This is a genomic window from Paraburkholderia sp. RL17-380-BIE-A (genome assembly GCF_046028085.1).
GTDB lineage: Bacteria > Pseudomonadota > Gammaproteobacteria > Burkholderiales > Burkholderiaceae > Paraburkholderia.
Genome location: NZ_JARESQ010000025.1, coordinates 29,189 through 55,615 on the forward strand (window position 1 = coordinate 29,189; position 26,427 = coordinate 55,615).

Here is a 26,427-nt window from a genome sequence, read left to right on the forward strand (position 1 = left end):
TTAAGCAGCCACCTCTTCCGCCTTGGGGAAGCTCAACAGCAGGTCACGGTAGTATTCGTATTGTTTCTGGCGCAGCTCGATCTCGCGGGGCAAACCTTCGCTGATGGAGTTGGTGAGGGCGTTAAACTTGTCCAGAATGGCGACAATGCGAGCCTGTTCCGCCAGCGATCTTTCAGGATCATCGGGATATGGCACAGGTATTTCAATTTTTGAAAAACCATTGATCAACAAGGTATTTACCTTGGTCCTAGCCACATACTTTGCCTTCTTGGCGATAAAAGATTGCGTCTGCATGCAGTAGGAAACAAACTTCGGGTTCATCGAGTGCCGGAAGGCGTAACAGTGGTCGTGGATGGCGACCTTTTCCTCGCCGAGCCACGCAACTGCTTTGCCGACATCCTCAACGGTTTCGCCAACATCGGTTAATATCACATCCTGCGGCTCGGCATAGCGCAGCGAACCAGCCATGTCACCTCGAACCTTTGAAAACGCGTGATCGGCCCACACACCATATCGGGTGTAAATTTCACCGTAGTGGATGACGCTAATGCCTTCTTCGGCGTAATCAGCCTTGGTAAATCGCTTCCCACGAATAAACTCGCCAATATCCCCCAGCGCCTTCCACGCCACCTCCCCTTTGATCTCTTCAAAACCGAACAACTGGTCGCGATAGTAGTTGTATTGTTTTTCTCGGGCGGTAAGCTCAGCGGTAAGCTCAGCGGTAAGCTCAGCGGTAAGCTCGGTAAAAGTATCCAGTATGCGGACGATTTCCGCTTGGATTTCAAGCGATTTTTTGGGATTCTCCGGGCAAGGGATAGGGATTCTGAAATTGTCAGTATCGGGAGTTGCAATTTGTGGCATTTGCATCTTGCCACCAATGCCCTGAAAGCGAGGCTCATTAATTTTCAAGAAATAATAAACATACTTGATGTGAGCCCTTCCCGATTCCGAATAATATGACCACATCTCGCTCTTATGAGAGAACGGACCGTCATAATACTCAAACTCAATAACACCGCGAGACTTTACAATAATCGATGGATTTCGATTTACATCTTTAGCGGGTAAGTCTTCAAAATTAATAAACGCCACTGTTTTGCCGCCCGCAAAAACTTTCACCGGCGCAGCATCTTTATGAAGCTCTCGCATCTTTGCGGCGGTGATCTTTGTGCCTTTAGTTCGAACGAGCACCTCGCCAAGCGCCTTCCACTCCACCGCAACGCCATCCAGCAGTTTATCCAAGAAGCTCACGCTGCTCATGCCTCAAGCTCCTCACCTTCGATCTCCGCGACGATGGCATCAATCTCAGTTCGAAGCCGGGTAATCCGCGCGACGGTGGTTTTCAGCTCGGCATTGAGCGTTGCAATATCCACCACTTCGCGGATATCCCGGGCTTCCACATAACTGCTGACCGACAGGTTGTAATCGTTGGCGGCCACCTTTTCCAACGGCACTGACAGCGCGAAGTGATCGACATTCTCCTTACTATCAAACACCCGCATGATCCGCTCGATATGCGCGTCTTCTAGCAGGTTGTTATTGGTGCCCTTCTTGAACAGCGCGCTGGCGTCGATGAACTGGGTGGTGGTGTCCAGCTTGTGCTTGGACAGCACCAGGATGTTGACGGCGATGGTGGTGCCGAAGAACAGGTTGGGTGCCAGCGAGATCACCGTTTCCACGTAGTTGTTGTCCACCAGGTATTGGCGGATCTTCTGCTCGGCGCCGCCACGGTAGAAGATGCCGGGGAAGCAAACAATGGCGGCGCGGCCTTTAGCGGAAAGGTAGCTCAGCGCATGCAGCACGAAGGCGAAGTCTGCCTTGGATTTCGGCGCCAGCACGCCGGCCGGGGCAAAGCGGTCATCATTGATTAGCGTGGGATCATCACTGCCGATCCACTTCACCGAGTACGGCGGGTTGGAAACGATGGCATCGAAGGGTTTGTCATCACCAAAGTGCGGATGGCGCAGCGTGTCACCCAACTGGATGTTGAACTTGTCGTAGTTGATGTTGTGCAGAAACATGTTCATCCGCGCCAGGTTGTAGGTAGTGTGGTTCACCTCCTGACCGAAGAATCCATCCTCGATGACGTGAGCGTCGAAGTGCTTTTTGGCTTGCAGCAGCAGCGAGCCGGAGCCGCATGCCGGGTCGTAGATCTTGTTGACGCTGGTCTGCTTGTGCATGGCCAGTTGGGCGATCAGCTTGGACACATGCTGCGGGGTGAAGAATTCGCCACCGGACTTGCCGGCATTAGCGGCGTAGTTGGAGATGAGAAATTCGTAGGCGTCGCCGAACAGGTCGATATGGCTGGCATCGAAGCTGCCAAACTCCAGTTTACTCACCCCCTTGAGCACATCCGCCAAGCGCTTGTTCTTGTCGGCGACGGTATTGCCTAGGCGGTTGCTGGTGGTGTCGAAGTCTGCGAACAGGCCTTTGATGTCCTGCTCCGAGGCGTAACCATTAGCAGAACTCTCGATGGCGGCAAAGATGCTCGCCAGATCGGTGTTGAGACTGTCGTTAGTGCCGGCCTTGGCGACCACGTTGCTGAACAACTGGCTGGGATAGATGAAATACCCCTTGGTCTTGATGGCGTCCTCTTTGGCAGCGGCTATCAGCGGCTCGCCATCGTCCATGGCAGCGTAATCGACCGATGCATCACCGCCGGTGATGTAGTCAACGAAGTTCTCGCTGATGAAGCGATAGAACAAGGTGCCGAGCACGTACTGCTTGAAATCCCAGCCGTCGACTGCGCCACGCACGTCATTGGCGATGGCCCAGATCTGACGTTGCAGGGCGGCACGTTGTTGGGCACTGGTCATACGGTTTTCCTATTTCAAAGGGTCTGGCTCAGGTGGGAAGTACGAGCCAGAAAAAATTATGTGTTTCGGCAACAGATGAACCGCGATCTGGATAAACGACCACGTCGCCGCTGAGAACGAATGCAGCCCCAACTGATCAGTTTCTTATTAGTCCGTCGGTGCGCACGGTTCTGCTAGTCGAGGGCTCCACGTAGACGTGCGTTATCAGCAATCCAGCGACCTTTCTAATGAAGCATTCGATAGGTTGTCAGTAGATACCACTGGTTACCCCTATGGCGTCAAGCAGGCCAATACAGCCGCTTCAACGGAACGACTCGTTTGGTCTCGGCGTCGGTGGCGTCGTAGTGCTCAATCAGCGCGCGGACGACATGGTCCAGTGTCCACATTGCCAGCGGTATGGAGGCGCGGTCAGCTTCATATTGAGCGTCCTTGGTGAAACCACCAGTACTGACGTAAAGCCCGCGATCATCCTTGTGGCGGCCACCAAGAAAGCTGCGAACTTCTTGGCTGCCCATCTGCCCCTTACGGTGCTTGACCTCCACGACGATGCGCGGGTGCTCGAAACCAAAGCCGTCGGGTGAGGCAACGATGTCCTTGCCTCGATCAGATCCGGGCGGTGAAATCTGAGTTTTGTAACCCATGGCACGCAGGATCCCAGCAACCAGTTGCTGCATATCGTCCCAGTCGAGTTCGTTGACCCGGTCCTTGATGCGCTCCAGTGCCTGCGATTCAATGTCGGCCAGCGGATCGGCGATGACTTCTTCGGCTTCATCTTCCACTGCTGGCGCCGGTCTACCCTTCAGCGCTGCAAGCACTTCCGCCGCCGCATTGGATGGCACCTCGAACAAAGTCAAAGTCGAACCCAGACTGTTTTTGGTGCTCGTGCCCAGGCTGTCGCGCGGCAGTTCCTGTGCTTGCCACTGCACCTTGCGCGCCAGTGGCATGCCTTCCTCGCCCCACTCAGGGTGGTGCTCGGCTGGGCCAGTAACCTTGCCGGTCGAGTACAGACGATTGGCTGGCGAATAGGTGATGACCCAATCGCCATTCTGAATGTCGTTGACAAAGCGCCAGACTTGAGATGCGCCCGAGACTACCGTCCCCTGTTTCGCCTGGGGCTCGGCAGCCTGGTACAGGGCGATCAACTGTTTGCGTCCGACTCCAGGTTTGGCGTGGGCGGCCAACTGATTCCAGCTCACGGCGACCACGCCGCGCTCGCGAAAAGCATCGTTCAAGCTTCCACCTTCGCCGCGTACCATCCACATCCGAGCCATTGCGTTCCCTCTGGTGTTCATAGTCGTCAGTCCAACACGATCAAAAATTCAATCGCCAATGCAGTCGGTTGGACATCGCGGACATTGCGCTGTAACGAGACCAACCCGTAATCCGCCATCAAACGCAAGGTGCGCGATAGATTCGGAACTTTGCGGCCACTGAGGTCGGCCAGTTCCGTCAACGACTTCGGACGTTTCTCATGGATTAGGCGCAGCAAGCGCCGGTTGTCGTCCGAGAGCACAGCAGCAAGCGACGCCAACGAACTGAACCAAATCTGCGGCGTTTTGCTCCCCGGTCGATGAGGGTGCTCGCCATTTGCGCGCTGAATGCCAACGATGCACCGCTTCATGTTGAGTCCCCGATGTGTTTCCGGCAATATTGTATCAGTGCGTGATAATCATCGTTCACAAAGGCCACCGTCCCCTGCTTACGTTCCGATTGTCAAGTGATGAACGTGCCTCTTTTCTGGGCCATTGTGTTCAACGCCCGGCACCACCAAGTTTTCCGGAAACAGCTTCGGCACATGGGTCCGCTCGTCGATCTAGGCATCCACCATGTCCGGCCCACTCTTGCAAGATGTGTCGCCGCTGTTCGGCGTACTGAACCTTGTTCCAGATCGAGCGCGAGGACCGTCTGTCTTCATGCGCCAGGTACTTCTCGATCTAATTCCGGTTGAAGCCCAATTCGTGCAGCAACGTTGATCCAGTACGGCGCAAGTCGTGGACGGTAAGCGGCTCCAGTGGCAAGTCTGGGACCTTGGCCATCTCGACCACGAGCTGCGTGACTCGGTTTAAGGTCGGTCGCCATGGACATACAACTGTCAGCGTTGTGGCACAACGGCACGACAAACTTGGAACCGGCCGCACAGGAATGCAACGCTACCTCCGAAGCCATAACGGCCTATGGTCAACGTCTCTCGTCGGCTATTGATCCGGTAGTCGTATCGGAAGGAGATAGTGCCTTTCGGCGACGCGACGGCGTGCATGCCATCGCGATCGGCGACGCTGTAAAGGGTCGCGCGAGGGTTCAAGTTCTGCAGGGCAAAGTCTGTAAGCACGGGAGTGATCTCCTGATAGAAACGGCCGATTGCCGTCATCAATCACGAGACCTGCATACCCCTGCGAGCCCGCATAAATTACGATTTCTAACAGATAGAACTACCGTCATAGACGGTAGTTCTATCGAAGCACACCCCACCCCTAGCCGAAAGAGCTTATGCATCCCGTCAATTTACCGTCAGCTTTGCTAACCGGGCGTGACTAAAGGGTGAAATGTCTCACGCAGCACTTTTTAGAATCAATAACTTAGAAGAATCACATTCTCGTTAACTATCTTTGAGTGATTTTCCAAGCTATTGATTTATATAGAGAAATCCATTCGCCCTACTCCCACTCGATCGTCGCCGGCGGCTTACCCGAGATGTCATACACCACCCGGTTGATGCCACGCACTTCATTGATGATCCGGTTGGACACATGCCCCAGCAGCTCATGCGGCAGATGCGCCCAATGCGCGGTCATGAAGTCGAGCGTCTGCACGGCGCGCAGCGCGACGACATACTCGTAAGTCCGCCCGTCGCCCATCACGCCAACGCTCTTCACCGGCAGAAACACCGCGAACGCCTGGCTCGTCAAATCGTACCAGGACTTGCCGGTTTCCTTGTCGATGAACGTGCGCAGCGTCTCGATGAAAATCGCGTCCGCGCGGCGCAGCAGGTCCGCGAAGTCGCGCTTTACTTCGCCGAGAATCCGCACGCCCAGACCCGGGCCCGGGAACGGATGGCGGTACACCATGGCCGGCGGCAAACCAAGCTTGACGCCGAGTTCGCGCACTTCGTCCTTGAACAGTTCGCGCAGCGGCTCGAGCAGCTTCAGATTCAGCGTCTCAGGCAGGCCGCCCACGTTGTGGTGGCTCTTGATCGTCTGGGTGGCTTTCTTGCCCTTGCCGGCCGATTCGATCACGTCCGGATAGATCGTGCCTTGCGCCAGCCACTTCGCATCGGTCAGCTTGCCGGCTTCCGTCTGGAACACTTCGACGAATTCCGCGCCGATGATCTTGCGCTTCGCTTCCGGATCGGTCACACCGGCGAGCTTGCGCAGGAACACTTCGCTCGCGTCGACGTGAATCACCTTCACGCCCAGGTGGTCCGCGAAGGTCGCCATCACCTGCTCGGCTTCGTTCAGGCGCAGCAGGCCGTGATCGACGAACACGCAGGTCAGCTGATCGCCGATCGCGCGATGCAGCAGCGCCGCCGCCACCGACGAATCCACGCCGCCCGACAGACCCAGAATCACGTGCTCACTACCGACCTGCTCGCGAATTTTGGCGACGGCTTCGTCGATATAGTGGCCCATTTCCCAATCGGGCTGCGCGCCGCAAATCTGCAGCACGAAGCGTTCGAGCATGGCGCGGCCCTGCACGGTGTGCGTGACTTCCGGGTGCCATTGCAGACCGTAGAAGCGGCGCTTTTCGTCGGCCATTGCCGCGATCGGGCACGATTCCGTCGACGCCATCAGCGCGAAGCCCGGCGGCATTTCCAGCACCTTGTCGCCGTGGCTCATCCACACCTTCAGCATGCCGTGACCTTCCGGCGTGGTGAAGTCGCTGATGCCTTCGAGCAGGCTCGTGTGATTGCGCGCGCGCACTTCGGCATAACCGAACTCACGCAGGTGGCCGATGTCGACCTTGCCGCCCAGCTGCTCGGCCATAGCCTGCATGCCGTAGCAGATGCCCAGCACCGGCACGCCGAGTTCGAACACGGCCTGCGGCACGCGCGGCGTGTCCGATTCGGTGACCGAGCTCGGGCCGCCGGAAAGGATCACGCCCTTCGGCGCGAAGTCGCGAATGAACGACGCATCGACGTCGTACGGATGAATTTCCGAATACACGTTGGCTTCGCGAACGCGACGTGCAATCAGTTGGGTGACTTGCGAACCGAAGTCGAGGATCAGAATCTTGTCGTGCATGGCAGCGGACGGAGTCAAAGAGTAAGCGGATACGGAATGCCGCGCACAGCGCGCGGCGTTGAATTCAAAGCGGTCCACGTGGGGACGATCGAGCATGAAGCGTAACGATGCAGCGGTCTGGCGCGTGCGGCGCCACAGCCAGTTGCCTGCGGCGAGCGCGAACGAAATCCGGTCACTGCGGCGGATGGCGTGGCGCGCGACGCCTCAGCCATGAAACGGCGGCCGGGGCGCGTTGGCGGCGCCGTCGCGGGCTTCGTCACGCGCGGCAGCGGCTTCTGCCCGCGCTGCGCGTTCGGAGGCTGTCAGGCCGGCTTCGTCAGCCACCGGATGAAGCGGCGCTGCTGCGACAGGACTGGCGGGATTGACTGGACGCGTAACCGGCACCACGGGCTCGACGACCGGCTCGGCGTGATACACCGGAAAACCGGCTGTCACGCGACCCGGCTCGCGCCGGTTGGCTGCGTCTTTCGCCGCGTCTTTGGCCGCCTGCTTTTCGGCACGCTCAGCAGCGGCGGCCTCGACCAGCCGCACTTTCTCGCGCCGCCGCACCGCGCCCGACAAGCGCACGCCGCCCAGACCGATCACCAGCAGCACCACACCCGTCAGCACCGCGACGATCTGACCGAAACCGGTCAGCGCCGGCGTATGCAGACCGAGCAGCCAGACCAGCATCAGCACGCCGGTCAGCCAGTTCACATGGCCGACCGTCCGGGCGACCGATGACGTCAGCGCGCCGTCGATCGACGCGTGCAAGGCCAGCCACGCAAGCCCGATCAGCGCCACGCCAAACCCCTGGCCGACCAGAGCCGGCTGGGTTTGCACCAGAAGCAGCGCGTTGTACAGCGAAGTCCACGGCGTCAGCAGAAACAGCAGGCCGAACGCAAGCAACAGCAAGGCATCGAGGATGAGTACACCGCGCAGCAATGGCTTCATTGGCGTTTAGTCCACGTGGTAGTTGGGTGCTTCCTTGGTGATTTGCACGTCATGCACATGCGACTCGCGCAAGCCCGCGCCCGTGATCTGCACGAACTCGGCCTTGTCGTTCATCTCGGCGATGGTGCGGCAGCCGCAGTAGCCCATGCTGGCGCGCACGCCGCCGATCAGCTGGTAAAGGATCGCGTTGACCGAGCCCTTGTAGGCGACGCGGCCTTCGATACCTTCCGGCACCAGCTTGTCGATGTTCGCGGAGTTGTCCTGGAAGTAGCGGTCAGCCGCGCCGTCTTTCATGGCGCCGACCGAGCCCATGCCACGGTACGACTTGTACTGACGGCCCTGGAACAGGAACACGTCGCCCGGCGCTTCTTCCGTGCCGGCGAACATGCTGCCCATCATCACGGCGTTCGCGCCGGCGGCCAGCGCCTTGCTGACGTCGCCGGAGAATCGCACGCCGCCGTCGGCGATGACCGGCACGCCCGTGCCCTTCAGCGCTTCGGAAACGTTCGAGATCGCCGTGACCTGCGGCACACCCACGCCCGCAACGATCCGCGTCGTGCAGATCGAGCCCGGGCCGATACCGACCTTCACGCCGTCCGCGCCATATTCGACGAGCGCCTTGGCAGCCGCCGCAGTGGCGATGTTGCCGCCGATCACTTCAACCTGCGGGAAGTTCTGCTTGACCCATTTGACGCGCTCGAGCACGCCTTTGCTGTGGCCGTGCGCCGTGTCCACCACGATCACATCTACACCGGCCTGCACCAGCAGTTCCACGCGTTCTTCGTTGTCTTCGCCCACGCCGACTGCCGCGCCCGCGCGCAGCTTGCCGTGTTCGTCTTTACACGCGTCCGGGTGCTCGGTCTGCTTGGTGATGTCCTTGACGGTCATCAGGCCGCGCAGTTCGAATGCGTCGTTGATCACCAGCACGCGCTCGAGGCGGTGGCTGTGCATCAGCGCCTTGGCTTCGGCGAGCGGCGTGCCTTCCTTGACGGTGACGAGGCGCTCGCGCGGCGTCATGATGTTGCGCACCGGCTCGTCCAGACGCTCTTCGAAGCGCAGGTCGCGATTGGTGACGATACCCACCAGCTGCGCGCCTTCGACGACCGGGAAGCCCGAAATGCCATGCTGACGCGACAGCGCGATCACGTCGCGCACCTTCATTTGCGGCGGTACGGTGATCGGATCGCGGACCACGCCCGACTCGAAGCGCTTCACCTTGGCGACTTCACGCGCCTGTTCGGCAGCCGTGAGGTTCTTGTGGATGATGCCCACGCCACCCATTTGCGCCATGGCGATGGCGAGGCGGGCTTCGGTGACCGTGTCCATGGCGGCGGACACGAGCGGCATATTCAGGGAGATGTTGCGGGTCAGCCGGGTCTTGAGGCTGGTGTCGCGCGGCAGAACATCGGAGAAAGCCGGGACGAGGAGCACGTCATCGAACGTGAGTGCTGTTTGGATCAGACGCATGGCAAATCCTATAGGCGCAAAAGCGAATTATACGCGATACCTCCCTGGTTTTCACTGCACTAACAGCAGCTTAGCGAATTTCGGGCAGTTTTTTCGCATCATCGGGCCGCCGGGATTTCGCTTGTCTGTTCGCCTCGGGTTCGATCCGGTTTCGTTTGCGCGTTCGGGCGCAATGGGGCGCAAACGGGTGCCACCGCGTCCGAATGCAGAATCGAACAAGACACCGAAGCCGCCGACCGGCTATTCTGCCGACCATTCCAGTTTTTTCTTGCAGGAGCAGTCGATGCAGCGCGGTGTGGTTTATGGAGTCCTGGCCGGAGCCCTATGGGGCATGGTTTTTCTGGTGCCGCGCGTGCTGCCCGATTTTTCGCCGCTGCTGCTGAGCGCCGGCCGCTACACCATGTACGGCGTGGTCTCGCTGGCCGCCGCGCTGCCCATGGGGCGCTCGCTCTTCAAACGACTGACCCGCGAGGATCTCGGCGCGCTGGTGAAGCTGGCGCTGGCCGGCAACCTGCTCTATTACCTTCTGCTGACGGCGGCCGTCCACCTGATCGGCATCGCGCCGGCGTCGCTGATCGTCGGCGTGCTGCCCGTCACGGTGACGCTGCTCGGCCGGCGCGATCATGGCGCGGTGCCGCTCGCCCGCCTCGCCTGGCCGCTCACGATGGTGATGGCGGGCATCGTCTGCATCAACATCGACGTGTTTACGGTCGCCGACAGCACGCCGGTAAGCGTCGCCACCAAGCTGCTCGGCCTCGCCTGCGCGGTCGGCGCGCTCGGCTGCTGGACGTGGTTCGCGGTCGAAAACGCCCGCTACCTGCAGCGTCAGACGCATTTCAGCGGCAATGAGTGGTCGGTTCTGTGGGGCGTGGTGACCGGCGCGCTCGGCGCGGCGCTGTGGCTCGTGGTTGCCGTGCTGCCGTCGGGCGGCCCGCAAGGCGAGCTGGCCGACGGTCGCTGGCACAGCTTCTGGATGCTCAATCTGGGCCTCGCGATCGGCGCGTCGTGGCTCGGCAACGGGCTGTGGAATGCCGCATCGAAACGGCTGCCGCTGACGCTCTCCGGCCAGATGATCGTGTTCGAGACGTTGTTCGCGCTGCTTTATGCGTTCATTTATGACGAGCGCCTGCCGCGCCCGCTGGAACTGGCGGCGATTCTGCTGCTGGTGGCCGGCGTGTGCTGGTCGGTGCGCCAGCATGCGGACGACGATACGCCCGACGTGACACGAATCAAGGACAAGCCGCAAGTGACGGCGCCTTGAGGCGCCTTGAGGCACCTTAAGGTGCCTCAAGGTGCGGCGAGGCGAGGCGCTGTGCGGAGCCGCGAGGCGAGGCACAGGAGGCGCGAGGCGAGGCACAGTGGGGCGCGGCGCCTTGCGGCGCAGTGAGGTGAGGCGCCGTCAGCCGCGATGCGGCGCCGCGCGTTGAGCCGCTGTGACGTGCGGCGAGGCGCGCCCGGAGTTGCCTGACAGCGGCTTACCGCCTTGCACCGCGGCGGCCGCAGCGGATCGAGGCGGCTTCCCGCCCCACCCGGTCGAATTCGCCTACCGCGAATCCTTGTTCTGCCAGCGGCGCCCTTCGATCGAGCCCGCCTTGCGGGTTTTCTCGACGCGGCGCTGACGCGACACCTTGGGATCGACCAGCAGCGGCCGGTAAATCTCCACCCGATCGTGGTCGGCCAGCACCGCGTCGAGCGGCTTGAGCTTGCCGAATATGCCCACCTTCTGCGTGGCGAGGTCGATCTGCGGGAAGCGCCGCAAGATGCCGCTCGCATCCAACGCCTGCTGCAGCGTGGCGCCTTCCGGCAGTTCCACGCCAATCAGCGCCTGCTCACCGGCTAACGCGTAGCAGACTTCGATCGACAAGCGCGCGCTCATGCCTTACCGTAGCGCTGATCGGCGCGCTTCACGAACGATTCGACGAACGTATTGGCGATGTGATTGAACACCGGCCCAATGATCTTCTCGAGAATGATGTTGGTGAATTCGTAGTGCAGCGCGAATTCGATCTTGCAGGCATCGGCCCGCAACGGCGTGAAGCGCCAGAAGCCGGTGAACTTGCGAAACGGGCCGTCCGCGAACTCCATGTCGATGCGCGTGGGCCGCTCCATGCTGTTGCGCGTGGCGAAGTGCTGCTTGATGCCCTTGAAGTTGATATCGATCCTCGCCTCCATGCCGGTTTCGTCCCGGCGGCGGATTTCGACTCCCCCGCACCAAGGCAGGAAGTTGGGGTAATCGGCGACGTCGGTGACGAGGTCGAACATCTGTTCCGCCGAATGGCGGATCAACACGGTTTTCTGGACATCTGCCATAAATTGAACAGCGCGTGGCAAGGGTGGACAAGCGCGGCGGGCTTTCCTTGCCCCGCTTTGCTAAAATCGTGATTTTAAACGAGTTGGGCACTTTCCATTCATGAGCATCATCGACAACAGAAAAGCCTTCTACGACTACTCGGTCGAAGAACGCTACGAAGCAGGGCTCGTGCTCGAAGGATGGGAGGTCAAGGCGCTGCGCGCCGGGCGCGGCCAGATCAAGGAAGGTTACGTGGTCATCAAGAATAACGAACTGTTCCTGATCGGCACGCACATCAGCCCGCTGCCCGAAGCCTCGACCCATATCAACCCCGACCCGGTGCGCACGCGCAAGCTGCTGCTCCATAGCGAAGAAATCAGCAAACTGATCGGCAAGGTCGAGCAGCGCGGCTACACGCTCGTGCCGCTGAACTTCCACTACAAGGGCGGCCGCGTCAAATGCGAGATCGGTCTGGCCAAGGGCAAGAAGCAGCACGACAAACGTGAGACCGAGAAGAAGCGCGATTGGGAACGTGAAAAAGCGCGTTTGATGCGCTCGCCGAGCTGATCGTCGGTTCGAGCGGACGCTGCGCGGATATGCCGCGCTTCGTTCGCCGCCAGCGCGCGGCAACGAACCTGCAAGCACTCAAATGAAACTGGCCCGCACAGTCTGCGGGCCATTTCTTTTTTCAGCAGCTAAAGCACGCTCAGCGCATCTCCGTCGTGCCCTTCCCTTTGTTCACGATCGTGAGCGCCGAGGCGATCATCGAACTCATGTCGGCCAGGTTGCCCGGCACGATCAGCGTAGTGCCCTGCTTCGCCAGATTGCCGAACGCGTTCACGTATTGTTCGGCCACCTTGAGATTGACCGCTTCCATCCCGCCGTTCGACTGAATGGCCGCGGCAATCTTCTGAATCGCCTGCGAGTTCGCTTCAGCCACGGCCAGAATCGCCGACGCCTGACCCTGCGCCTGATTGATCGCCGCCTGGCGTTCACCTTCCGACTTCTGAATCGCCGCCTCACGCCCGCCGGACGCAATGTTGATCTGCTCCTGCTTGCGCCCTTCCGACGCGGCAATCAGCGCGCGCTTTTCGCGCTCGGCGGTAATCTGCGCCTGCATGGCGTGGAGGATCTCCTTGGGCGGCGTCAGGTCCTTGATCTCGTAGCGCAGCACCTTCACGCCCCAGTTCGACGCCGCTTCGTCGAGCGACGAAACAATGCTGTGATTGATGAAGTCGCGCTCCTCGAAGGTCTTGTCGAGTTCGAGCTTGCCGATCACCGAGCGCAGCGTGGTTTGCGACAACTGTGTGATCGCGAACACGAAGTTGCTCGACCCGTACGACGCCTTCATCGGATCGGTGACCTGAAAGTACAGCACGCCGTCCACCTGCAACTGCGTATTGTCGCGCGTGATACAGACCTGGCTTGGCACCTCTAGCGGAATTTCCTTGAGGATGTGCTTATAAGCGATCCGATCGACAAACGGAAACGCGAAACTCAAACCCGGTGTCAGCGTGCGGTGATAGCGGCCGAGGCGCTCCAGCACCCACGCATGCTGTTGCGGCACGATCTTGATAGTCTGCGCCGCCAGTACGATCACGATGATCAGAAGCACCGCCCCGACGATGGTCGAATCCATGACTGCCCTCCGGTCCCTGGTTGGAATAGTTGTTTGTGCTGCGAAAAAACTCAGGCCGTGGTGGCCCGTTTGGCTGAATGGCGGGCCGCCACGACGAGGAGGCAACTGCCACGCATTTCCGTGATTTCGTAAAGCTGCGCGTCTTCAGGTTCACCCGCGGCCAGCTCGACATCCCATGCCGCGCCGCGGTAATTGGCGCGCGCCCGGCGCTCGTGCCAGGCAGGCACGGTCAGCGTTTGACCGATGTCGAGATTGACGTCGGGGTTGCGCGACGCCTCCTTGCGCGTTTTGCGGCCAAACCGCGAACGCCTGAGCAGCAGCACCGCCGCCAGTGCGACCACGGCCGCGGCGGCGAACTGCACGTCGGCGGCGGCACCCGCGAGGTGCGCGATGGCGGCCGCTACACAACCCAACGCGATCATCAGCAGATAGAACGTGCCGCTGAGCAACTCGAGCACGACCAGCACGCCCGCCCCGATCCACCAGAACAATCCACCTGGCGCCACGTCGACCTCCACAAAGCAAAACACCCCGGATCTACCGGGGTGTTTATAGCACGAAGCGAACGCATTTTAACGAGCGGTGCAGTACGGTTTATCGTGCAATGAGCGCACGTTTGAAATACCGCGTCGTGCGCTATGCGCGCCGCTATGCATGCCGCTTAGAAAGCGGCATGCTGCTCGCTTCACTTCGCCGACTTTGCCAGTTGCTGCCACGTCTCGACGATCGTATCCGGGTTCAGCGAGATCGACTTGATGCCCTCATCGGTCAGCCACTGCGCAAAGTCCGGATGATCCGACGGGCCCTGGCCGCAAATACCGACGTACTTGTCGAGTCGCAGGCAGGTGTCGATCGCGCGCTTCAGCAGGAACTTGACCGCCGGATCGCGTTCGTCGAAATCCACAGCCAGCAGTTCCATGCCGGAGTCGCGGTCGAGGCCGAGCGTGAGCTGCGTCAGGTCGTTCGAACCGATCGAGAAACCGTCGAAGAATTGCAGGAATTCTTCGGCAAGGATCGCGTTCGACGGCACTTCGCACATCATGATCAGGCGCAGACCCTTCTCGCCGCGCTTCAGGCCGTACTTGGCCAGCAGCCCGACCACGCGCTCCGCCTGCTTCAGCGTACGCACGAACGGCACCATGATCTCGACGTTGTCGAGGCCCATCTCTTCACGCACCTTCTTCAGCGCGATGCATTCCATCTGGAACGCTTCGGCGAAGTCTTCGGCGATATAGCGCGAAGCGCCACGGAAACCCAGCATCGGGTTTTCTTCATCCGGCTCGTAGCGCGAACCGCCGATCAGCTTCTTGTATTCGTTCGACTTGAAGTCCGACAGACGCACGATCACGGGCTTCGGATAGAACGCCGCCGCGATCGTGGCGATGCCTTCGGTCAGCTTGTCGACGTAGAACGCGCGCGGCGATGCGTGACCGCGAGCGACGCTTTCCACCGCCTTCTTCAGGTCCTGATCGATATTCGGGTACTCGAGAATCGCCTTCGGGTGAACGCCGATGTTGTTGTTGATGATGAACTCGAGCCGCGCGAGACCCACGCCTGCGTTCGGCAGTTGCGAGAAGTCGAAAGCCAGTTGCGGGTTGCCGACGTTCATCATGATCTTCACCGGAATCGGCGGCAGTTCGCCGCGCTGCACTTCGGTGATTTCCGTTTCAAGCAGACCGTCGTAAATCTTGCCTTCGTCGCCTTCCGCGCACGACACCGTGACCAGCGCGCCTTCCTTCAGCACGTCGGTCGCGTCGCCGCAGCCGACCACGGCCGGCACGCCCAGCTCACGCGCGATGATCGCCGCGTGGCAGGTCCGTCCGCCACGGTTCGTGACGATTGCCGAAGCACGCTTCATGACCGGTTCCCAGTTCGGGTCGGTCATGTCGGCGACCAGCACGTCGCCCGGCTGCACACGGTCCATTTCCGACGGATCGTGAATCACGCGCACCGGACCCGCGCCGATCTTCTGACCGATCGCGCGACCCGTAGCGAGTACGTTCGATTGACCCTTCAGCTTGAAGCGCTGTTCGGCCTTGCCCACCGCCTGGCTCTTCACCGTTTCCGGGCGCGCCTGCAGAATGAAGATCTTGCCGTCGCGGCCGTCTTTGCCCCACTCAATGTCCATCGGACGCTCGTAGTGCTTTTCGATGATGACCGCGTATTTAGCCAGTTCGATCACGTCTTCGTCCGTGATCGAGAAGCGGTTGCGCTGCTCGTGCGAGACGTCGACGGTCTTCACGCGGCCTTCTTCGCCCGCCTTGGTGAATTCCATCCTGATCAGCTTCGAGCCGATCGAGCGGCGGATGATCGGGTACTTGCCTTGGGCGAGCGTGGTCTTGTAGACGTAGAACTCGTCCGGATTCACCGCGCCTTGCACCACGGTTTCGCCGAGACCATAGCTCGACGTGATGAACACGGCGTCCTTGAAGCCCGATTCGGTGTCCAGCGTGAACATCACGCCGGCCGCGCCGACGTCCGAGCGCACCATGCGCTGCACGCCAGCCGACAACGCGACTTCAGCGTGGGTGAAGCCCTTGTGGACGCGATACGAGATAGCGCGGTCGTTGTACAACGACGCGAACACGTGCTTCATGCGATCGAGCACGTCGTCGATACCGACCACGTTGAGGTAGCTTTCCTGCTGGCCCGCGAACGATGCGTCCGGCAGGTCTTCCGCCGTTGCCGAGGAACGCACGGCGAACGACAGCTCTTCAGGCGAGCTGTTTTGCAGGGTTTCGAAGCCCGCGCGGATATCAGCCTCGAGTTGCGGCTGCAGCGGCGCGTCGACGATCCATTGACGGATCTCCTTGCCCGCTTCGGCGAGCGACTTCACGTCGTCGACGTCGAGCGTTTCGAGACGTTTGGCGATGCGTTCGGTCAGATTGTTGTGCTGCAAGAAGTCGCGGAAAGCCAGCGCCGTGGTGGCGAAACCGGTCGGCACGCGCACGCCGGCTTCAGCGAGCTGACTGATCATCTCGCCAAGCGACGCGTTCTTGCCACCGACAATCTCCACATCGGTCATCCGCAACTGCTCGAACGGAACTACATACGCCTTATCCTTTGCGACGGTAACTGCGTTAGTCATACAAGCCCCTAAGTGTGAAAGAAATTCACGGCTGTGCAAGTGGGCTCGAACGCGAGACGCCCATTGGAAGCGTGACCTCGCGTCTTGCACAACCTGTTGGAGAAGCAATCGCTGCACATTGCCCGAAGCACCGGATGCGCGACGAAGAAGGCGAATGGACGAATTTACCGATCGATCCACCACGTTCGCCGCAACTTGGCGACTAAAATACCGGTTAAAAGCGAGGCGTTGAACGACCGTTCACGGTAAGTTAGACGCCAATCGCCTGCAATTGCTTATCCAACAGGTTGCCGCTATTCTACCGTGCCGACTTTGAAAATGTGACTGTCGGACGAGAATTGCGCCTCGAAACGCGCCCCGGACCGGCCAGCGGGCTTTTGCGAGGCCCCGCCACCATCCGGGCGCAGTTGCGGTGCCCACGGCGCGCTGGTTGAACGCCGCTGCAGCCTCCGGTTAGCCACCGGGCAGCGGCGTCGATACAGCGATGTTTCATTCGAGCGATTTTCCCCGCTCACGTTCCCCAGCCCCACTGATGCCGCCCACCGTATTCATCGTCTCCGACGGTACCGGGATCACTGCCGAAACCTTCGCGCATTCGATCCTCTCCCAGTTCGACCAGAAATTCCGCCTGGTTCGCGTGCCTTTCGTCGACTCGACGGAAAAGGCCTATGCCACGCTCGAAAAGATCAACGAGGCGATCCAGCAGGACGGTCGCCGCCCGATCGTGTTCACGACGCTGGTGGACAGCGCGTCGAATCAGATCGTCAAAGGCTCGAACGCGCTCGTGCTGGACATGTTTCAGACGTTCGTGGAGCCGCTCGAACAGGAACTGGAACTGAAGTCGAGCCACGCGATGGGCCGCGGCCACCAGAACGCGGACACCGAGGAGTACAAGAACCGGATCGAGGCGATCAACTTCTCGCTCGCCCACGACGACGGCCAATCGAACCGCAATCTGGCCGACGCCGACGTGATTCTGGTCGGCGTATCGCGCAGCGGCAAAACGCCGACGAGCCTCTATCTGGCCATGCAGTATGGCGTGAAAGCAGCCAACTATCCGCTGATCCCGGAAGATTTTGAGCGCGGCAAATTGCCTACGCCGCTACTCGCGCATCGGCAGAAAATGTTCGGATTGTCGATCGATCCACAGCGGCTTTCGGAGATTCGCAACGAGCGCCGTCCCGGCAGCAAGTACGCGGCGCCGGAGAATTGCCGCTATGAGATCAACGAGGCCGAAACGATGATGCGGCGGGAAGGGATCAAGTGGCTGTCGTCGACGCACAAGTCGATCGAAGAGATCGCAACAACCATCCTGCAGGAAATCAAGCTGGACCGGCCGGCTTATTGAACCACCCCGTCGGTCCGCTAGCCTGAAGAGGAGACACGCGCGGCAGCGCGCGCGTGTCAAAACACGGCGCCAAACGAAAGGCGTCTGGCGAAGGGCGTCAAACCCGCCCGCGCTGCTGGCGGCATTGCTCGAACACGCATACAGCCGCCGCAGCCGCCACATTCAACGACTCCATGCCGCCCGGCTGGGGAATCGCCACCCGCAACGAGACCGCGTGGCGCCAGATCTGCGAAACGCCTGCCCCTTCGTTGCCGAACACCCACGCGAGCGCTCCGCTCAGATCGCAGTCGTAGATCGCCTCGGCGCCGTGCGAATCCGTAATGACGATCGGCACCGCGAGGCGCTCGATCAGCGCCGGCGCTTCCACGTCCTCATGAATCTGCAGGAGGAAATGCGCGCCCATGCCGGAGCGCAAGACCTTCGAGGACCACGCGTACGCCGTCCCCGGCGCGCAGAACACCTGCTGAATGCCGGCGGCCGCCGCGCTGCGCAGAATCGAGCCGACGTTGCCCGCGTCCTGCACGCCGTCGAGTACGAGGCAGGTTTGCGCGACGTTGTCGGGCAGCGGCGTGTCGAGCTTTTCGACCAGCAGCAGTATGCCCACACCGTGCACGACATTCGACAACTGCCCGAATAAAGCGTCCGGCAGCGTCACGACACGGTGATCTTCGATGCGTGCAACGATCGCCTGCGCTTCGTCATGGCGCAGCGCGCCGTCGGTGACGATGCACATTTCCGGTTGCCCGGCGACGTCGAGATACGCGCTCGCGAGATGAAACCCTTCGAGCAGCGCGTGGCCGCTCTTGCGCTGTTGATGCGTCGAGCCGGCCAATGCCTTCAGGCGTTTATAGAGCGGATTGTCCCGCGAGGTGATGGCTTTCACAGGCAGCGAAGACAGTGAGAATGAGGAAAGGGTTGTGACACGCGCCGCTAATGAAGCGCTCGCGCGACGTTCGCGTCAAGCTCAGACGGCGCTGCTGCGTTCGCCGAAGGCGTCGTCGTCGAACATCACTTCGGATACGACGATCACGTCGCGGGCCGGCAGCGGCACGCCGGTACGCAACCGCAGATGCGCCTCACGCACCGGCGCGAACGAACGCCGATGATGCTCACAAGGTCCATGTTCGCGCAACGCCGCGAGATGCTGCGGCGTGCCGTAACCGGCATGCGCATTGAAGCCGTACACGGGATACGTCTGGTGCAATTCGAGCAGCATGCGGTCACGCGTGACCTTGGCAAGAATCGACGCCGCGGAGATGCTCTTCACGAGCGCGTCGCCGCCGATCACCGCTTCACTGCGAACGCTCAGTGTCGGACAGCGATTGCCGTCGACTTTCACGAGCGTCGGCACGACAGACAGGCCTTCCACGGCGCGCTTCATCGCCAGCATGGTGGCGTGCAGAATATTCAGCGAATCGATTTCTTCGACCGATGCCGAAGCGATGCAGTAAGCGAGCGCACGGTCGACGATCTTGTCATACAGCTCGTCGCGCTTCTTCGCGGTCAGCGCTTTGGAATCGTCGAGGCCGCGAATCATCGGCTTGGCCGGATCGAAAATCACCGCCGCTGCCACCACCGGGCCGGCTAGCGGTCCGCGCCCCGCTTCGTCCACGCCGCAGACAATGTCCTCCGGCGTCTCGAAGTTCAGGCCGACCTGCTGGGCCGCCGCTCCGGCAACGGTTTTGCGGCGCGGTGCGCGTGCGCCGGTCACGGCCGCCCCTTGCGCTTTTCGATGACGCTCGCCACGACTTCCGCCGCGCGCTGCGCGGTGTTCTGCTTCAGCACGTGATGCATCTCCGTGAAGATTTCCGTCAGCGTGCGCCGGTTGGTCTCGTCGCGCAACTGTTTCAGCGTGGCTTCGGCCAGCGCCTGCGGCGTGGCGAAGTGCTGCAGGATCTCCGGCACCACGAAACGCCCCGCAAGGATGTTCGGCAGACCGACATAGGGCAGATACCCTTGACGGCGCATGATCTGGCCGGTCAGCCAAGGCACCTTGTACGAGATCACCATCGGCTTTTTCAGCAGCGCGGCTTCCAGCGTCACGGTGCCGCTCTTCACGAGGATCGCGTCAGCCGCGGTCATGGCGAGCTGCGACTGACCGTCGGTAATCGTCAGCGCAAGGCCGGGGTGCGAATCCACCAGCGGCCGCAGCATCTCGCGCAGCGCCGGCGTGGCCGCCGGCATGACGAAGCGCAGACCGGGCTCCTGGTGCTGCATCATCTCCATCGCGGCGAAGAACGTCGGGCCGATCAGATCGATCTCCGAGCGCCGGCTACCCGGCAGCACCGCGATGATCGGGCCCTCTTCGGCCAGCCCCAGCGCCCGGCGCGCGCCGAGCGTGTCGGGTACGAGCGGAATCTCGTCGGCAAGCGGATGCCCGACGTACGATGCCGCGACGCCCGCCTTTTCCAGCAGCGCCGTTTCGAACGGGAACACGCACAGCATGTGGTCGACCGCCTTGGCGATCTTCTTGATGCGGCCACCGCGCCACGCCCAGATGGACGGACACACGAAGTGAACGGTCGGAATGCCGGCGTCGCGCAACGGATGCTCGAGCCCGAAGTTGAAATCGGGCGCATCCACGCCGACGAACACCGAGGGCGGCTCGGCCAGCAACTGGCGCTTCAGTTCGTTGCGGATGCCGAGAATGCCGGGAATGTGCTTCAGTGCCTCGACATAGCCGCGCACCGACAGCTTTTCCATCGGAAAATGGGCGTCGAAGCCCGTGGCGATCATGCGTGGGCCGCCGATTCCGTAGTACTGGGTACCGGCCGGCAAACGGCTCGCGAGACCGTCGAGCAGCGACGCCGCCAGCAGGTCGCCGGACGGTTCGCCGGCCACCATCGCCACGCGCAGTGGACTGGGTTGCAATGCCATCGGTTAGCGAATGATGCCGCGTTGCGACGCTTCGACGAACGCGAGCAGCGTCTGCACCGGTTCGTCACCGTCGCCGCCCGCGGACGCGAGTTCGCGCAGTTGCACCTTCGCCTCTTCCAGCGACAGGCCGTTCTTGTACAGCACGCGATAAGCCGCGCGCAGCGCCGAGATGGCGTCCGGCGAAAAACCGCGGCGGCGCAGGCCTTCGACGTTGATGCCGTGCGGCTCCGCCTTGTTGCCGGCGGCGATCACGAACGGCGGAATGTCCTGAACCAGCGCCGAGGCGCCGCCCAGCATGGAATGCGCGCCGATGCGCACGAACTGATGCACGCCCGACATGCCGCCGACGATCGCGTGGTCGCCGATCGTGACGTGGCCGGCCATCTGCGCATTGCTCGACAGAATGACGTTGCTGCCCACGTGGCAATCGTGCCCGATGTGCACGTACGCCATGATCCAGTTGTCGTCACCGAGCGTGGTGACGCCCGCGTCCTGCACCGTGCCGGTGTGGATCGTGGTGAACTCGCGGATCGTGTTGCGATTGCCGATGACGAGCCGGGTCGGCTCGTTGTTGTACTTCATGTCCTGCGGACGGCCGCCAACCGATGCGTAGTGGCCGATCCGGTTGTCTTCGCCGAGCGTGGTGTGACCTTCGATCACGCTGTGCGAACCGATCGTGGTCCGCGCGCCGATCGTCACATGTGCGCCGATCACGGCATACGGTCCGACTTCGACGGATTCGTCGAGTTGTGCGCCCGGTTCGACGATCGCAGTGGGATGAATCCTGCTCATGCGTCCTCGCTTCTGATTCTGTTGCGTTGTCTGGATGGGCATCTGGCGAAGCGGCCAGCGTGTGTATCACGCCGCCGACCGCCCGGACACTGGCTAGCGCGTCAAGCGTCCTTGTCCGTGTGCCGCACCGCGCACATCAGGTCGGCTTCCGCCGCTACCACGCCATCCACTTCGGCGCGCGCCTTGAACTTCCAGATGCCGCGCATATGACGCTCGAACGTGCAGTTCAGGATCAGCTGATCGCCCGGTTCCACCACGCGCTTGAAGCGCGCGTTGTCGATGCCGACGAACAGATACAGCGTGTTCGACGGGTCGCTCGGCTCTTCAGAAAACGTCAGCAGAGCCGCCGTTTGCGCGAGCGCTTCGAGAATCAGCACACCCGGCATCACCGGACGCGTCGGGAAGTGCCCCTGGAAATACGGTTCGTTGATCGACACGTTCTTCAACGCTTTGATGCTCTTGTGCGGCTCAAGTTCGAGCACCCGGTCGACCAGCAGGATCGGGTAACGATGTGGCAGCAGCGTGAGAATCTTATGAATGTCGAGATTGATTTTTTCGGTGCTCATGGTGTTTCTACTCGCGCATTGACTGCGCGATGATGACTGCGGATGCTGGTGCAGGTGGGTTGATAACGCATGCTGCCGGCGCTCGCCATGACCCGGCGGCCGTGCCACCCGGTCACGGCAACCGACTTTGCTTCCTGATGCTCGCCCGCTATTTTACGCGGTGCCGGCAGGTTGCCCTGCGAAATGCATGGCGAATTGTCCCGCGAGTCGGCCTAAGAGTTACCCTGGTGCCTCTCAGGCCTGGTCGTCTGCGGAACGGCTTGCTGCATTGGCGGCCGGGCTGCCTTCTTTCTCGGCCGCGGCGTTTTCAAGCGCCTTGATACGATCGCGGAGTTTGTCGATGTTACGCAGCAATGCCGCGCTCTTGTTCCAGTCTGCATGGTTCACGGCCGGGAAGGCACTGGTGTACATACCAGGCTTCAACAGCGATTTCGAGACGCCCGACTTGGCCGTGACGATCACGTAATCGGCCAGCGTGACGTGACCGGCGATCCCGACCGCGCCGCCGATCATGCAATGGCGGCCGATCGTGGTACTGCCCGCAATGCCCGCGCAGCCGGCGATCACCGTATAGGCACCGACCTTGCAGTTGTGACCGATCTGCACGAGATTGTCGATCTTCACGCACTCTTCGATGATGGTGTCCGCCATTGCGCCGCGGTCGATGGTGGTGTTCGCACCGATTTCGACGTCTGCCGCGATCGACACGCCGCCCACCTGCGGAATCTTCACCCAGCTGCCGGTGCGCGCGTCACCCTCGCCGACGAAATCCGGCGCGAAGCCGAAACCGTCCGAGCCGATCACCGCGCCCGCGTGCACGATCACGCGCTCGCCGAGCTTGCAACCGTAGTACACCGCGACATTGGGATAGAGATGTGAACCCGCGCCGATGCGCGTGCCACGGCCGATCACGACATTGGCGTCGAGCCGCACGTTTTCGCCAATCACCGCACCCGCCTCGACCGTGACGTGCGGACCGATCACCGCGCTCGCGGCAATCTGCGCCGACGGGTCGATGGTTGCGCTCGGATGCACGCCTGGCACCGCCTTGGGCGATGCGAGGTCGATGAAGGTCTGCGCGACCCGCGCAAAGTAAGCGTACGGATTCGGCGTGACGATGAAGTTACGATTCTCGCGGGAAGCGAGTTTGGCGAGGTCGCCGGCGTTGATCAACACCGCGCCCGCACGGGTCGTTTCGACCTGCGACAGGTACTTCGGATTGGCGAGGAACGCCAGCTGGTCCGGGCCCGCCTGGTCGAGCGGCGCGAGACTGCCGACGCGCTGCGAACCGTTTCCGACTACTTCACCGCCGAACCGTTGGACGATGTCCTCGAGCGTAAATGCCATGCCTATCCTGTCTCCTACCGTTCAGTCCAACTTGTCAGATCTGCTGTTGCCGGGCGACCTGCCCCGCTGCAGCATTCAGTTACCCGACGCCGCCAGCGCCTTGAGCACCTGATCGGTGATGTCGATGCGCGGGCTCACGTACACCGCTTCCTGGACGATCAGGTCGTAGTGCTGGGCCTCTGCGATCTGCTTGATCACCTTGTTGGCGCGGTCGAGCACCGCCGCCAGTTCTTCGTTGCGGCGCTGGTTCAGATCCTCGCGAAACTCACGTTGCTTGCGCTGGAAATCCGTGTCCAGTTGCGACAGATCGCGCTGTTTTTGCGCGCGATCGGCGGGCGACATGGACGCGCCGTTCTTGTCGAGGGAGTCGGACATCGACTTCAGCTTCTGCGCCATGTCGGCCAAGTCCTTGTCACGCTTGGCGAACTCTGCCTCGAGCTTGACCTGCGCGGCCTTCGCAGCAGCGGATTCGCGCAGGATCCGGTCGGAGTTCACCGCCGCGATCCTCGCCTCCTGCGCATGCGCCACCCCGACCCCCAAGGTCATTGCCAGCGCCAGCGCGCACGCCACACGTTTCGAAAACATACCGGTTAGCAAAGTCATCCTCTCGATACTGTAGTTTGGCCAGCCGCTTCTGGCCGAGCCGCCACCCGCCCGATCAGAACGCCGTCCCGATCTGGAACTGGAATTTCTGATACTGGTCGCCCGTATGCTTCGTGAGCGGGAAGCCCAGGCTCAGCTTCAGCGGACCGATCGGCGAGATCCACGCCAGACCGACACCGTAGCCGTAACGCAGACCGTTGGCGCCGATGCTGTTACCTTCCGTGCCCCACACGTTACCAGCGTCGAGGAACGTGAAGACACGCAGCGTGCGGTCGTAACCCGTGCCCGGCAGCGGGAACGTCAACTCGACGTTACCCACCAGCAGCTTCGAGCCGCCGATCGGGTCGTTCGTCTTGGCGTCGCGCGGACCCAGCGAGCTCGGCTCGTAGCCCCGCACCGAACCGATACCGCCCGCATAGTAGTTCTTGAAAATCGGATAAGGCTTGCCGCCGAGGCCGTTACCGTAACCGCCCTGGAAGTTGAAGCCCAGCACGAACCCGCGCGAGAACGAGTAATAGTACTGCGCGTTGATGTCGGCCTTGTAGTACTGCGTGCCACCGATCGGCGTGCCGTATTCGGCGTTCGCCTGCGTGAAGTAACCGCGACTCGGCACCAGTGCGCTGTCACGCGCGTCGCGCGACCAGCCTACCGTGATCGGCACGTTGTTCGACACACGGCCGAATTCGTGCACGTAGTCGATATAGCTTTGCGGCGTGTTCGAGTCGATGTCGAGCTGGTTCTGCTCGAGGCCGGCGCCGAAGTAAACCGTGTCCACTTCGGAGAACGGAATACCGAACTTCAGGTCACCACCGATCGTGACGATCTTGAAGCTCGAATCCGTGGAGTAATACAGCGGCTGATACGTACGGTAATAAACGTCGGTAATCCGCTTGATACCGTCGACCGTAAAGTACGGATCGACTTGCGTGACCGTCAACGTGCGGTACGTCTTCGCGGTATTCACGTTCACCGCGAGACTCGTACCCGAGCCGAACACGTTGTCCTGCGAGACGCCTGCCGAGAGCACCACCTTGTCGGTCGACGAAAAGCCCGCACCCAGCGTGATCGCGCCAGTCGGCTTTTCCGCCACCTTGACGTCCACATCGACCTGGTCCGGCGTGCCTTCCACCGGCACCGTGGTCACGTCGACGTCCGTGAAGTAGCCAAGACGGTTGATCCGGTCTTTCGACAGCGCGAGGCGGTTCGAATCGAACCACGAGCTTTCGAGCTGGCGCATTTCGCGGCGCACCACTTCGTCACGCGTGCGGGTGTTGCCCACCACGTTGATGCGGCGCACGTAGACGCGGCGGCTCGGGTCCACCTGCAGCGTCAGGTCGACCTTGTGGTTGGACTGATCGATCTGCGGCTGCGCGTTGACGGTAGCGAACGCATAGCCGTATTCGCCCAGCTTGTCGACGATCGCCTTGGTGGTGGCTTGCAGCTTTTCAGCCGAGAAGCGGTCACCCGGTTTGATCTTGATGAGCTTGGCCAGCTCCGGCTCGCGGTCGAGCAGATTGCCTGCCAGCTTGATGCTCGAAATCGTGTACGGCTCGCCTTCATGCAGCGTGACCGTCAGATACATGTCCTTCTTGTCCGGCGAGATCGAGACCTGAGTCGAGTCGATGTTGAACTCGAGGTAGCCGCGATTCAGGTAATACGAGCGGACGTTTTCGAGGTCGCCGGTGAGCTTGTCTTTCGCGTACAGGTCGTTCTTCGTGTACCACGAGAACCAGTTCGGCGTGGACAGCTGCATTTCGTCGCGCAGCGTACCCGTGCTGAACGCCTTGTTGCCGATGAAGTTGATCTGGCGGATCTTCGCGCTCGGACCTTCGGCCACCGAGAACAGCACCGACACACGGTTGCGGTCGATCGGCGTGATCGTGGTGGTGACCTCGGCGGCGTAATAACCGCGCGTGAGGTACTGACGCTTCAGTTCCTGCTCGGCCTTGTCGACGAGCGCCTTGTCGTAATAACGGCCTTGCGACAAGCCGACCGCGCGCAGCGCCTTGGTCAGGTTTTCCTTGTCGAACTCATGAATGCCGGCGAAGTCGATCGTGCCGATAGCCGGACGTTCCAGCACCTGCACGATGACGACATTGCCTTCGGTCGCGATCTTGACGTCGTTGAAGAAGCCCGTGGCATACAGGGCGCGAATGGCCTCCGATGCCTTGTCGTCGCTGAAGGTGTCGCCCTGCTTGATGGGCAGGTAGGCGAACACGGTACCAGGTTCGACGCGTTGCAATCCCTCGATCCGGATGTCTTGCACCACGAAGGGCGTCGTTGCGTGAGCAACCAGCCCATGCGCGGCGAATGCCGCGGCTATAACCGTCTTTGGAACAAAGCGATGAGGTTTAAACAACGTGCTTCCCCAGTGTGTATAGCTGCATCAGGTCGGGCGGTCGCCATCGTGAACGCCGCCGAAC

24 protein-coding genes and 1 pseudogene are annotated in these 26,427 nt (G+C 61.2%); 3 read left to right on the forward strand and 22 right to left on the reverse strand.

The features are described from left to right. From P0D68_RS31680 to guaB, 9 genes and pseudogenes are all read right to left on the reverse strand, one after another. Window positions 1–1,260, reverse strand: coding sequence for a restriction endonuclease subunit S (locus P0D68_RS31680; protein WP_408302753.1), 1,260 nt, complete (start codon window positions 1,258–1,260; stop codon window positions 1–3). Then, entirely contained in the window at window positions 1,257–2,816 is a 1,560-nt protein-coding gene (locus P0D68_RS31685; protein ID WP_408302755.1) for a type I restriction-modification system subunit M, read from the reverse strand. Before P0D68_RS31685 ends, P0D68_RS31680 begins: the two co-directional genes overlap by 4 nt. Before the next feature lie 278 nt (window positions 2,817–3,094). Next, a complete protein-coding gene (locus P0D68_RS31690; RefSeq protein ID WP_494471296.1) occupies window positions 3,095–4,048 on the reverse strand; it encodes a restriction endonuclease in 954 nt (317 codons plus the stop codon). 65 nt (window positions 4,049–4,113) lie between these two features. After that, window positions 4,114–4,437, reverse strand: coding sequence for an HVO_A0114 family putative DNA-binding protein (locus P0D68_RS31695; RefSeq protein WP_408302757.1), 324 nt, complete (start codon window positions 4,435–4,437; stop codon window positions 4,114–4,116). A 192-nt stretch (window positions 4,438–4,629) separates the two neighbouring features. Continuing rightward, a pseudogene (locus P0D68_RS31700) lies at window positions 4,630–4,970 on the reverse strand (tyrosine-type recombinase/integrase); the annotation flags it as partial. After that, window positions 4,909–5,184 carry an Arm DNA-binding domain-containing protein gene (locus P0D68_RS31705; protein ID WP_408302833.1) on the reverse strand — a complete coding sequence of 92 codons (276 nt, stop codon included), beginning with the start codon at window positions 5,182–5,184 and terminating at the stop codon, window positions 4,909–4,911. The gene P0D68_RS31705 and the pseudogene P0D68_RS31700, both read right to left, overlap by 62 nt. A 286-nt stretch (window positions 5,185–5,470) precedes the next feature. Continuing rightward, the gene (guaA, locus tag P0D68_RS31710) at window positions 5,471–7,054 is read right to left on the reverse strand and encodes a glutamine-hydrolyzing GMP synthase (protein WP_408302835.1); all 1,584 of its coding nucleotides are present in this window, start codon (window positions 7,052–7,054) and stop codon (window positions 5,471–5,473) included. 204 nt (window positions 7,055–7,258) lie between these two features. Then, the gene (locus P0D68_RS31715; protein ID WP_408302759.1) at window positions 7,259–7,987 is read right to left on the reverse strand and encodes a hypothetical protein; all 729 of its coding nucleotides are present in this window, start codon (window positions 7,985–7,987) and stop codon (window positions 7,259–7,261) included. Between the two features lie 6 nt (window positions 7,988–7,993). Further along, window positions 7,994–9,454, reverse strand: a complete 1,461-nt coding sequence (gene guaB / locus P0D68_RS31720) for an IMP dehydrogenase (RefSeq protein ID WP_091793368.1) — start codon at window positions 9,452–9,454, stop codon at window positions 7,994–7,996. Between the two features lie 283 nt (window positions 9,455–9,737). Between guaB and P0D68_RS31725 the strand changes: the two genes are divergently transcribed. Next, on the forward strand, window positions 9,738–10,715 hold the full coding sequence (locus P0D68_RS31725) for a DMT family transporter (RefSeq protein WP_091793366.1): 978 nt from the start codon (window positions 9,738–9,740) through the stop codon (window positions 10,713–10,715). 282 nt (window positions 10,716–10,997) lie between these two features. On the opposite strand, the gene P0D68_RS31730 is transcribed toward P0D68_RS31725, so the two are convergent. Then, window positions 10,998–11,330: an RnfH family protein gene (locus tag P0D68_RS31730; protein ID WP_091793364.1), complete on the reverse strand. Its 333-nt coding sequence runs from the start codon at window positions 11,328–11,330 to the stop codon at window positions 10,998–11,000. Then, window positions 11,327–11,764 (reverse strand): type II toxin-antitoxin system RatA family toxin, encoded by a 438-nt coding sequence (locus P0D68_RS31735; protein WP_091793362.1) that lies wholly within the window; start codon window positions 11,762–11,764, stop codon window positions 11,327–11,329. Before P0D68_RS31735 ends, P0D68_RS31730 begins: the two co-directional genes overlap by 4 nt. A gap of 100 nt (window positions 11,765–11,864) precedes the next feature. Between P0D68_RS31735 and smpB the strand changes: the two genes are divergently transcribed. Further along, window positions 11,865–12,311, forward strand: coding sequence for an SsrA-binding protein SmpB (gene smpB / locus P0D68_RS31740; protein WP_042323149.1), 447 nt, complete (start codon window positions 11,865–11,867; stop codon window positions 12,309–12,311). A 139-nt stretch (window positions 12,312–12,450) separates the two neighbouring features. Here smpB and P0D68_RS31745 read toward each other — a convergent pair whose 3' ends face one another. The 3 genes from P0D68_RS31745 to ppsA all read right to left on the reverse strand — a co-directional run bounded on the left by P0D68_RS31745 (window position 12,451) and on the right by ppsA (window position 16,471). Next, complete coding sequence (locus P0D68_RS31745; RefSeq protein WP_091793360.1) at window positions 12,451–13,383, reverse strand: SPFH domain-containing protein; 933 nt, start codon at window positions 13,381–13,383, stop codon at window positions 12,451–12,453. Window positions 13,384–13,433: 50 nt separating this feature from the next. Further along, window positions 13,434–13,889, reverse strand: a complete 456-nt coding sequence (locus tag P0D68_RS31750) for an NfeD family protein (RefSeq protein WP_091793358.1) — start codon at window positions 13,887–13,889, stop codon at window positions 13,434–13,436. Window positions 13,890–14,068: 179 nt separating this feature from the next. Beyond that, window positions 14,069–16,471 carry a phosphoenolpyruvate synthase gene (gene ppsA, locus P0D68_RS31755; RefSeq protein WP_408185707.1) on the reverse strand — a complete coding sequence of 801 codons (2,403 nt, stop codon included), beginning with the start codon at window positions 16,469–16,471 and terminating at the stop codon, window positions 14,069–14,071. 532 nt (window positions 16,472–17,003) lie between these two features. On the opposite strand from ppsA, the gene ppsR reads away from it, so the two are divergent. Further along, window positions 17,004–17,819 carry a posphoenolpyruvate synthetase regulatory kinase/phosphorylase PpsR gene (gene ppsR, locus P0D68_RS31760; protein ID WP_091793354.1) on the forward strand — a complete coding sequence of 272 codons (816 nt, stop codon included), beginning with the start codon at window positions 17,004–17,006 and terminating at the stop codon, window positions 17,817–17,819. A gap of 97 nt (window positions 17,820–17,916) precedes the next feature. Here ppsR and P0D68_RS31765 read toward each other — a convergent pair whose 3' ends face one another. From P0D68_RS31765 to bamA, 8 genes are all read right to left on the reverse strand, one after another. Next, window positions 17,917–18,702 (reverse strand): TrmH family RNA methyltransferase, encoded by a 786-nt coding sequence (locus P0D68_RS31765; protein WP_408302764.1) that lies wholly within the window; start codon window positions 18,700–18,702, stop codon window positions 17,917–17,919. Window positions 18,703–18,783: 81 nt separating this feature from the next. Further along, a complete protein-coding gene (rnhB, locus tag P0D68_RS31770) occupies window positions 18,784–19,530 on the reverse strand; it encodes a ribonuclease HII (protein WP_408302766.1) in 747 nt (248 codons plus the stop codon). Further along, window positions 19,527–20,696 carry a lipid-A-disaccharide synthase gene (gene lpxB / locus P0D68_RS31775; RefSeq protein ID WP_091793348.1) on the reverse strand — a complete coding sequence of 390 codons (1,170 nt, stop codon included), beginning with the start codon at window positions 20,694–20,696 and terminating at the stop codon, window positions 19,527–19,529. Before lpxB ends, rnhB begins: the two co-directional genes overlap by 4 nt. Window positions 20,697–20,699: 3 nt before the next feature. Beyond that, complete coding sequence (gene lpxA, locus P0D68_RS31780; protein WP_091793346.1) at window positions 20,700–21,488, reverse strand: acyl-ACP--UDP-N-acetylglucosamine O-acyltransferase; 789 nt, start codon at window positions 21,486–21,488, stop codon at window positions 20,700–20,702. Between the two features lie 101 nt (window positions 21,489–21,589). Continuing rightward, window positions 21,590–22,054: a 3-hydroxyacyl-ACP dehydratase FabZ gene (gene fabZ / locus P0D68_RS31785; RefSeq protein WP_006048683.1), complete on the reverse strand. Its 465-nt coding sequence runs from the start codon at window positions 22,052–22,054 to the stop codon at window positions 21,590–21,592. Between the two features lie 234 nt (window positions 22,055–22,288). Further along, entirely contained in the window at window positions 22,289–23,401 is a 1,113-nt protein-coding gene (gene lpxD, locus P0D68_RS31790) for a UDP-3-O-(3-hydroxymyristoyl)glucosamine N-acyltransferase (protein ID WP_408302769.1), read from the reverse strand. Between the two features lie 75 nt (window positions 23,402–23,476). Further along, complete coding sequence (locus P0D68_RS31795; RefSeq protein ID WP_177205078.1) at window positions 23,477–23,998, reverse strand: OmpH/Skp family outer membrane protein; 522 nt, start codon at window positions 23,996–23,998, stop codon at window positions 23,477–23,479. Window positions 23,999–24,059: 61 nt separating this feature from the next. After that, window positions 24,060–26,363 carry an outer membrane protein assembly factor BamA gene (gene bamA / locus P0D68_RS31800; RefSeq protein WP_091793340.1) on the reverse strand — a complete coding sequence of 768 codons (2,304 nt, stop codon included), beginning with the start codon at window positions 26,361–26,363 and terminating at the stop codon, window positions 24,060–24,062. Window positions 26,364–26,427 lie beyond the last annotated feature (64 nt).

Excerpts from the sequence above, each read along its gene's own strand:
- P0D68_RS31680 (WP_408302753.1), bottom strand. The coding sequence starts at position 1,260 with ATGAGCAGCGTGAGCTTCTTGGATAAACTGCTGGATGGCGTTGCGGTG.
- P0D68_RS31685 (WP_408302755.1), bottom strand. The coding sequence starts at position 2,816 with ATGACCAGTGCCCAACAACGTGCCGCCCTGCAACGTCAGATCTGGGCC.
- P0D68_RS31695 (WP_408302757.1), bottom strand. The coding sequence starts at position 4,437 with ATGAAGCGGTGCATCGTTGGCATTCAGCGCGCAAATGGCGAGCACCCT.
- P0D68_RS31705 (WP_408302833.1), bottom strand. The coding sequence starts at position 5,184 with ATGACGGCAATCGGCCGTTTCTATCAGGAGATCACTCCCGTGCTTACA.
- guaA (WP_408302835.1), bottom strand. The coding sequence starts at position 7,054 with ATGCACGACAAGATTCTGATCCTCGACTTCGGTTCGCAAGTCACCCAA.
- P0D68_RS31715 (WP_408302759.1), bottom strand. The coding sequence starts at position 7,987 with ATGAAGCCATTGCTGCGCGGTGTACTCATCCTCGATGCCTTGCTGTTG.
- guaB (WP_091793368.1), bottom strand. The coding sequence starts at position 9,454 with ATGCGTCTGATCCAAACAGCACTCACGTTCGATGACGTGCTCCTCGTC.
- P0D68_RS31725 (WP_091793366.1), top strand. The coding sequence starts at position 9,738 with ATGCAGCGCGGTGTGGTTTATGGAGTCCTGGCCGGAGCCCTATGGGGC.
- P0D68_RS31730 (WP_091793364.1), bottom strand. The coding sequence starts at position 11,330 with ATGAGCGCGCGCTTGTCGATCGAAGTCTGCTACGCGTTAGCCGGTGAG.
- P0D68_RS31735 (WP_091793362.1), bottom strand. The coding sequence starts at position 11,764 with ATGGCAGATGTCCAGAAAACCGTGTTGATCCGCCATTCGGCGGAACAG.
- smpB (WP_042323149.1), top strand. The coding sequence starts at position 11,865 with ATGAGCATCATCGACAACAGAAAAGCCTTCTACGACTACTCGGTCGAA.
- P0D68_RS31745 (WP_091793360.1), bottom strand. The coding sequence starts at position 13,383 with ATGGATTCGACCATCGTCGGGGCGGTGCTTCTGATCATCGTGATCGTA.
- ppsA (WP_408185707.1), bottom strand. The coding sequence starts at position 16,471 with ATGACTAACGCAGTTACCGTCGCAAAGGATAAGGCGTATGTAGTTCCG.
- ppsR (WP_091793354.1), top strand. The coding sequence starts at position 17,004 with ATGCCGCCCACCGTATTCATCGTCTCCGACGGTACCGGGATCACTGCC.
- lpxB (WP_091793348.1), bottom strand. The coding sequence starts at position 20,696 with ATGGCATTGCAACCCAGTCCACTGCGCGTGGCGATGGTGGCCGGCGAA.
- lpxA (WP_091793346.1), bottom strand. The coding sequence starts at position 21,488 with ATGAGCAGGATTCATCCCACTGCGATCGTCGAACCGGGCGCACAACTC.
- fabZ (WP_006048683.1), bottom strand. The coding sequence starts at position 22,054 with ATGAGCACCGAAAAAATCAATCTCGACATTCATAAGATTCTCACGCTG.
- lpxD (WP_408302769.1), bottom strand. The coding sequence starts at position 23,401 with ATGGCATTTACGCTCGAGGACATCGTCCAACGGTTCGGCGGTGAAGTA.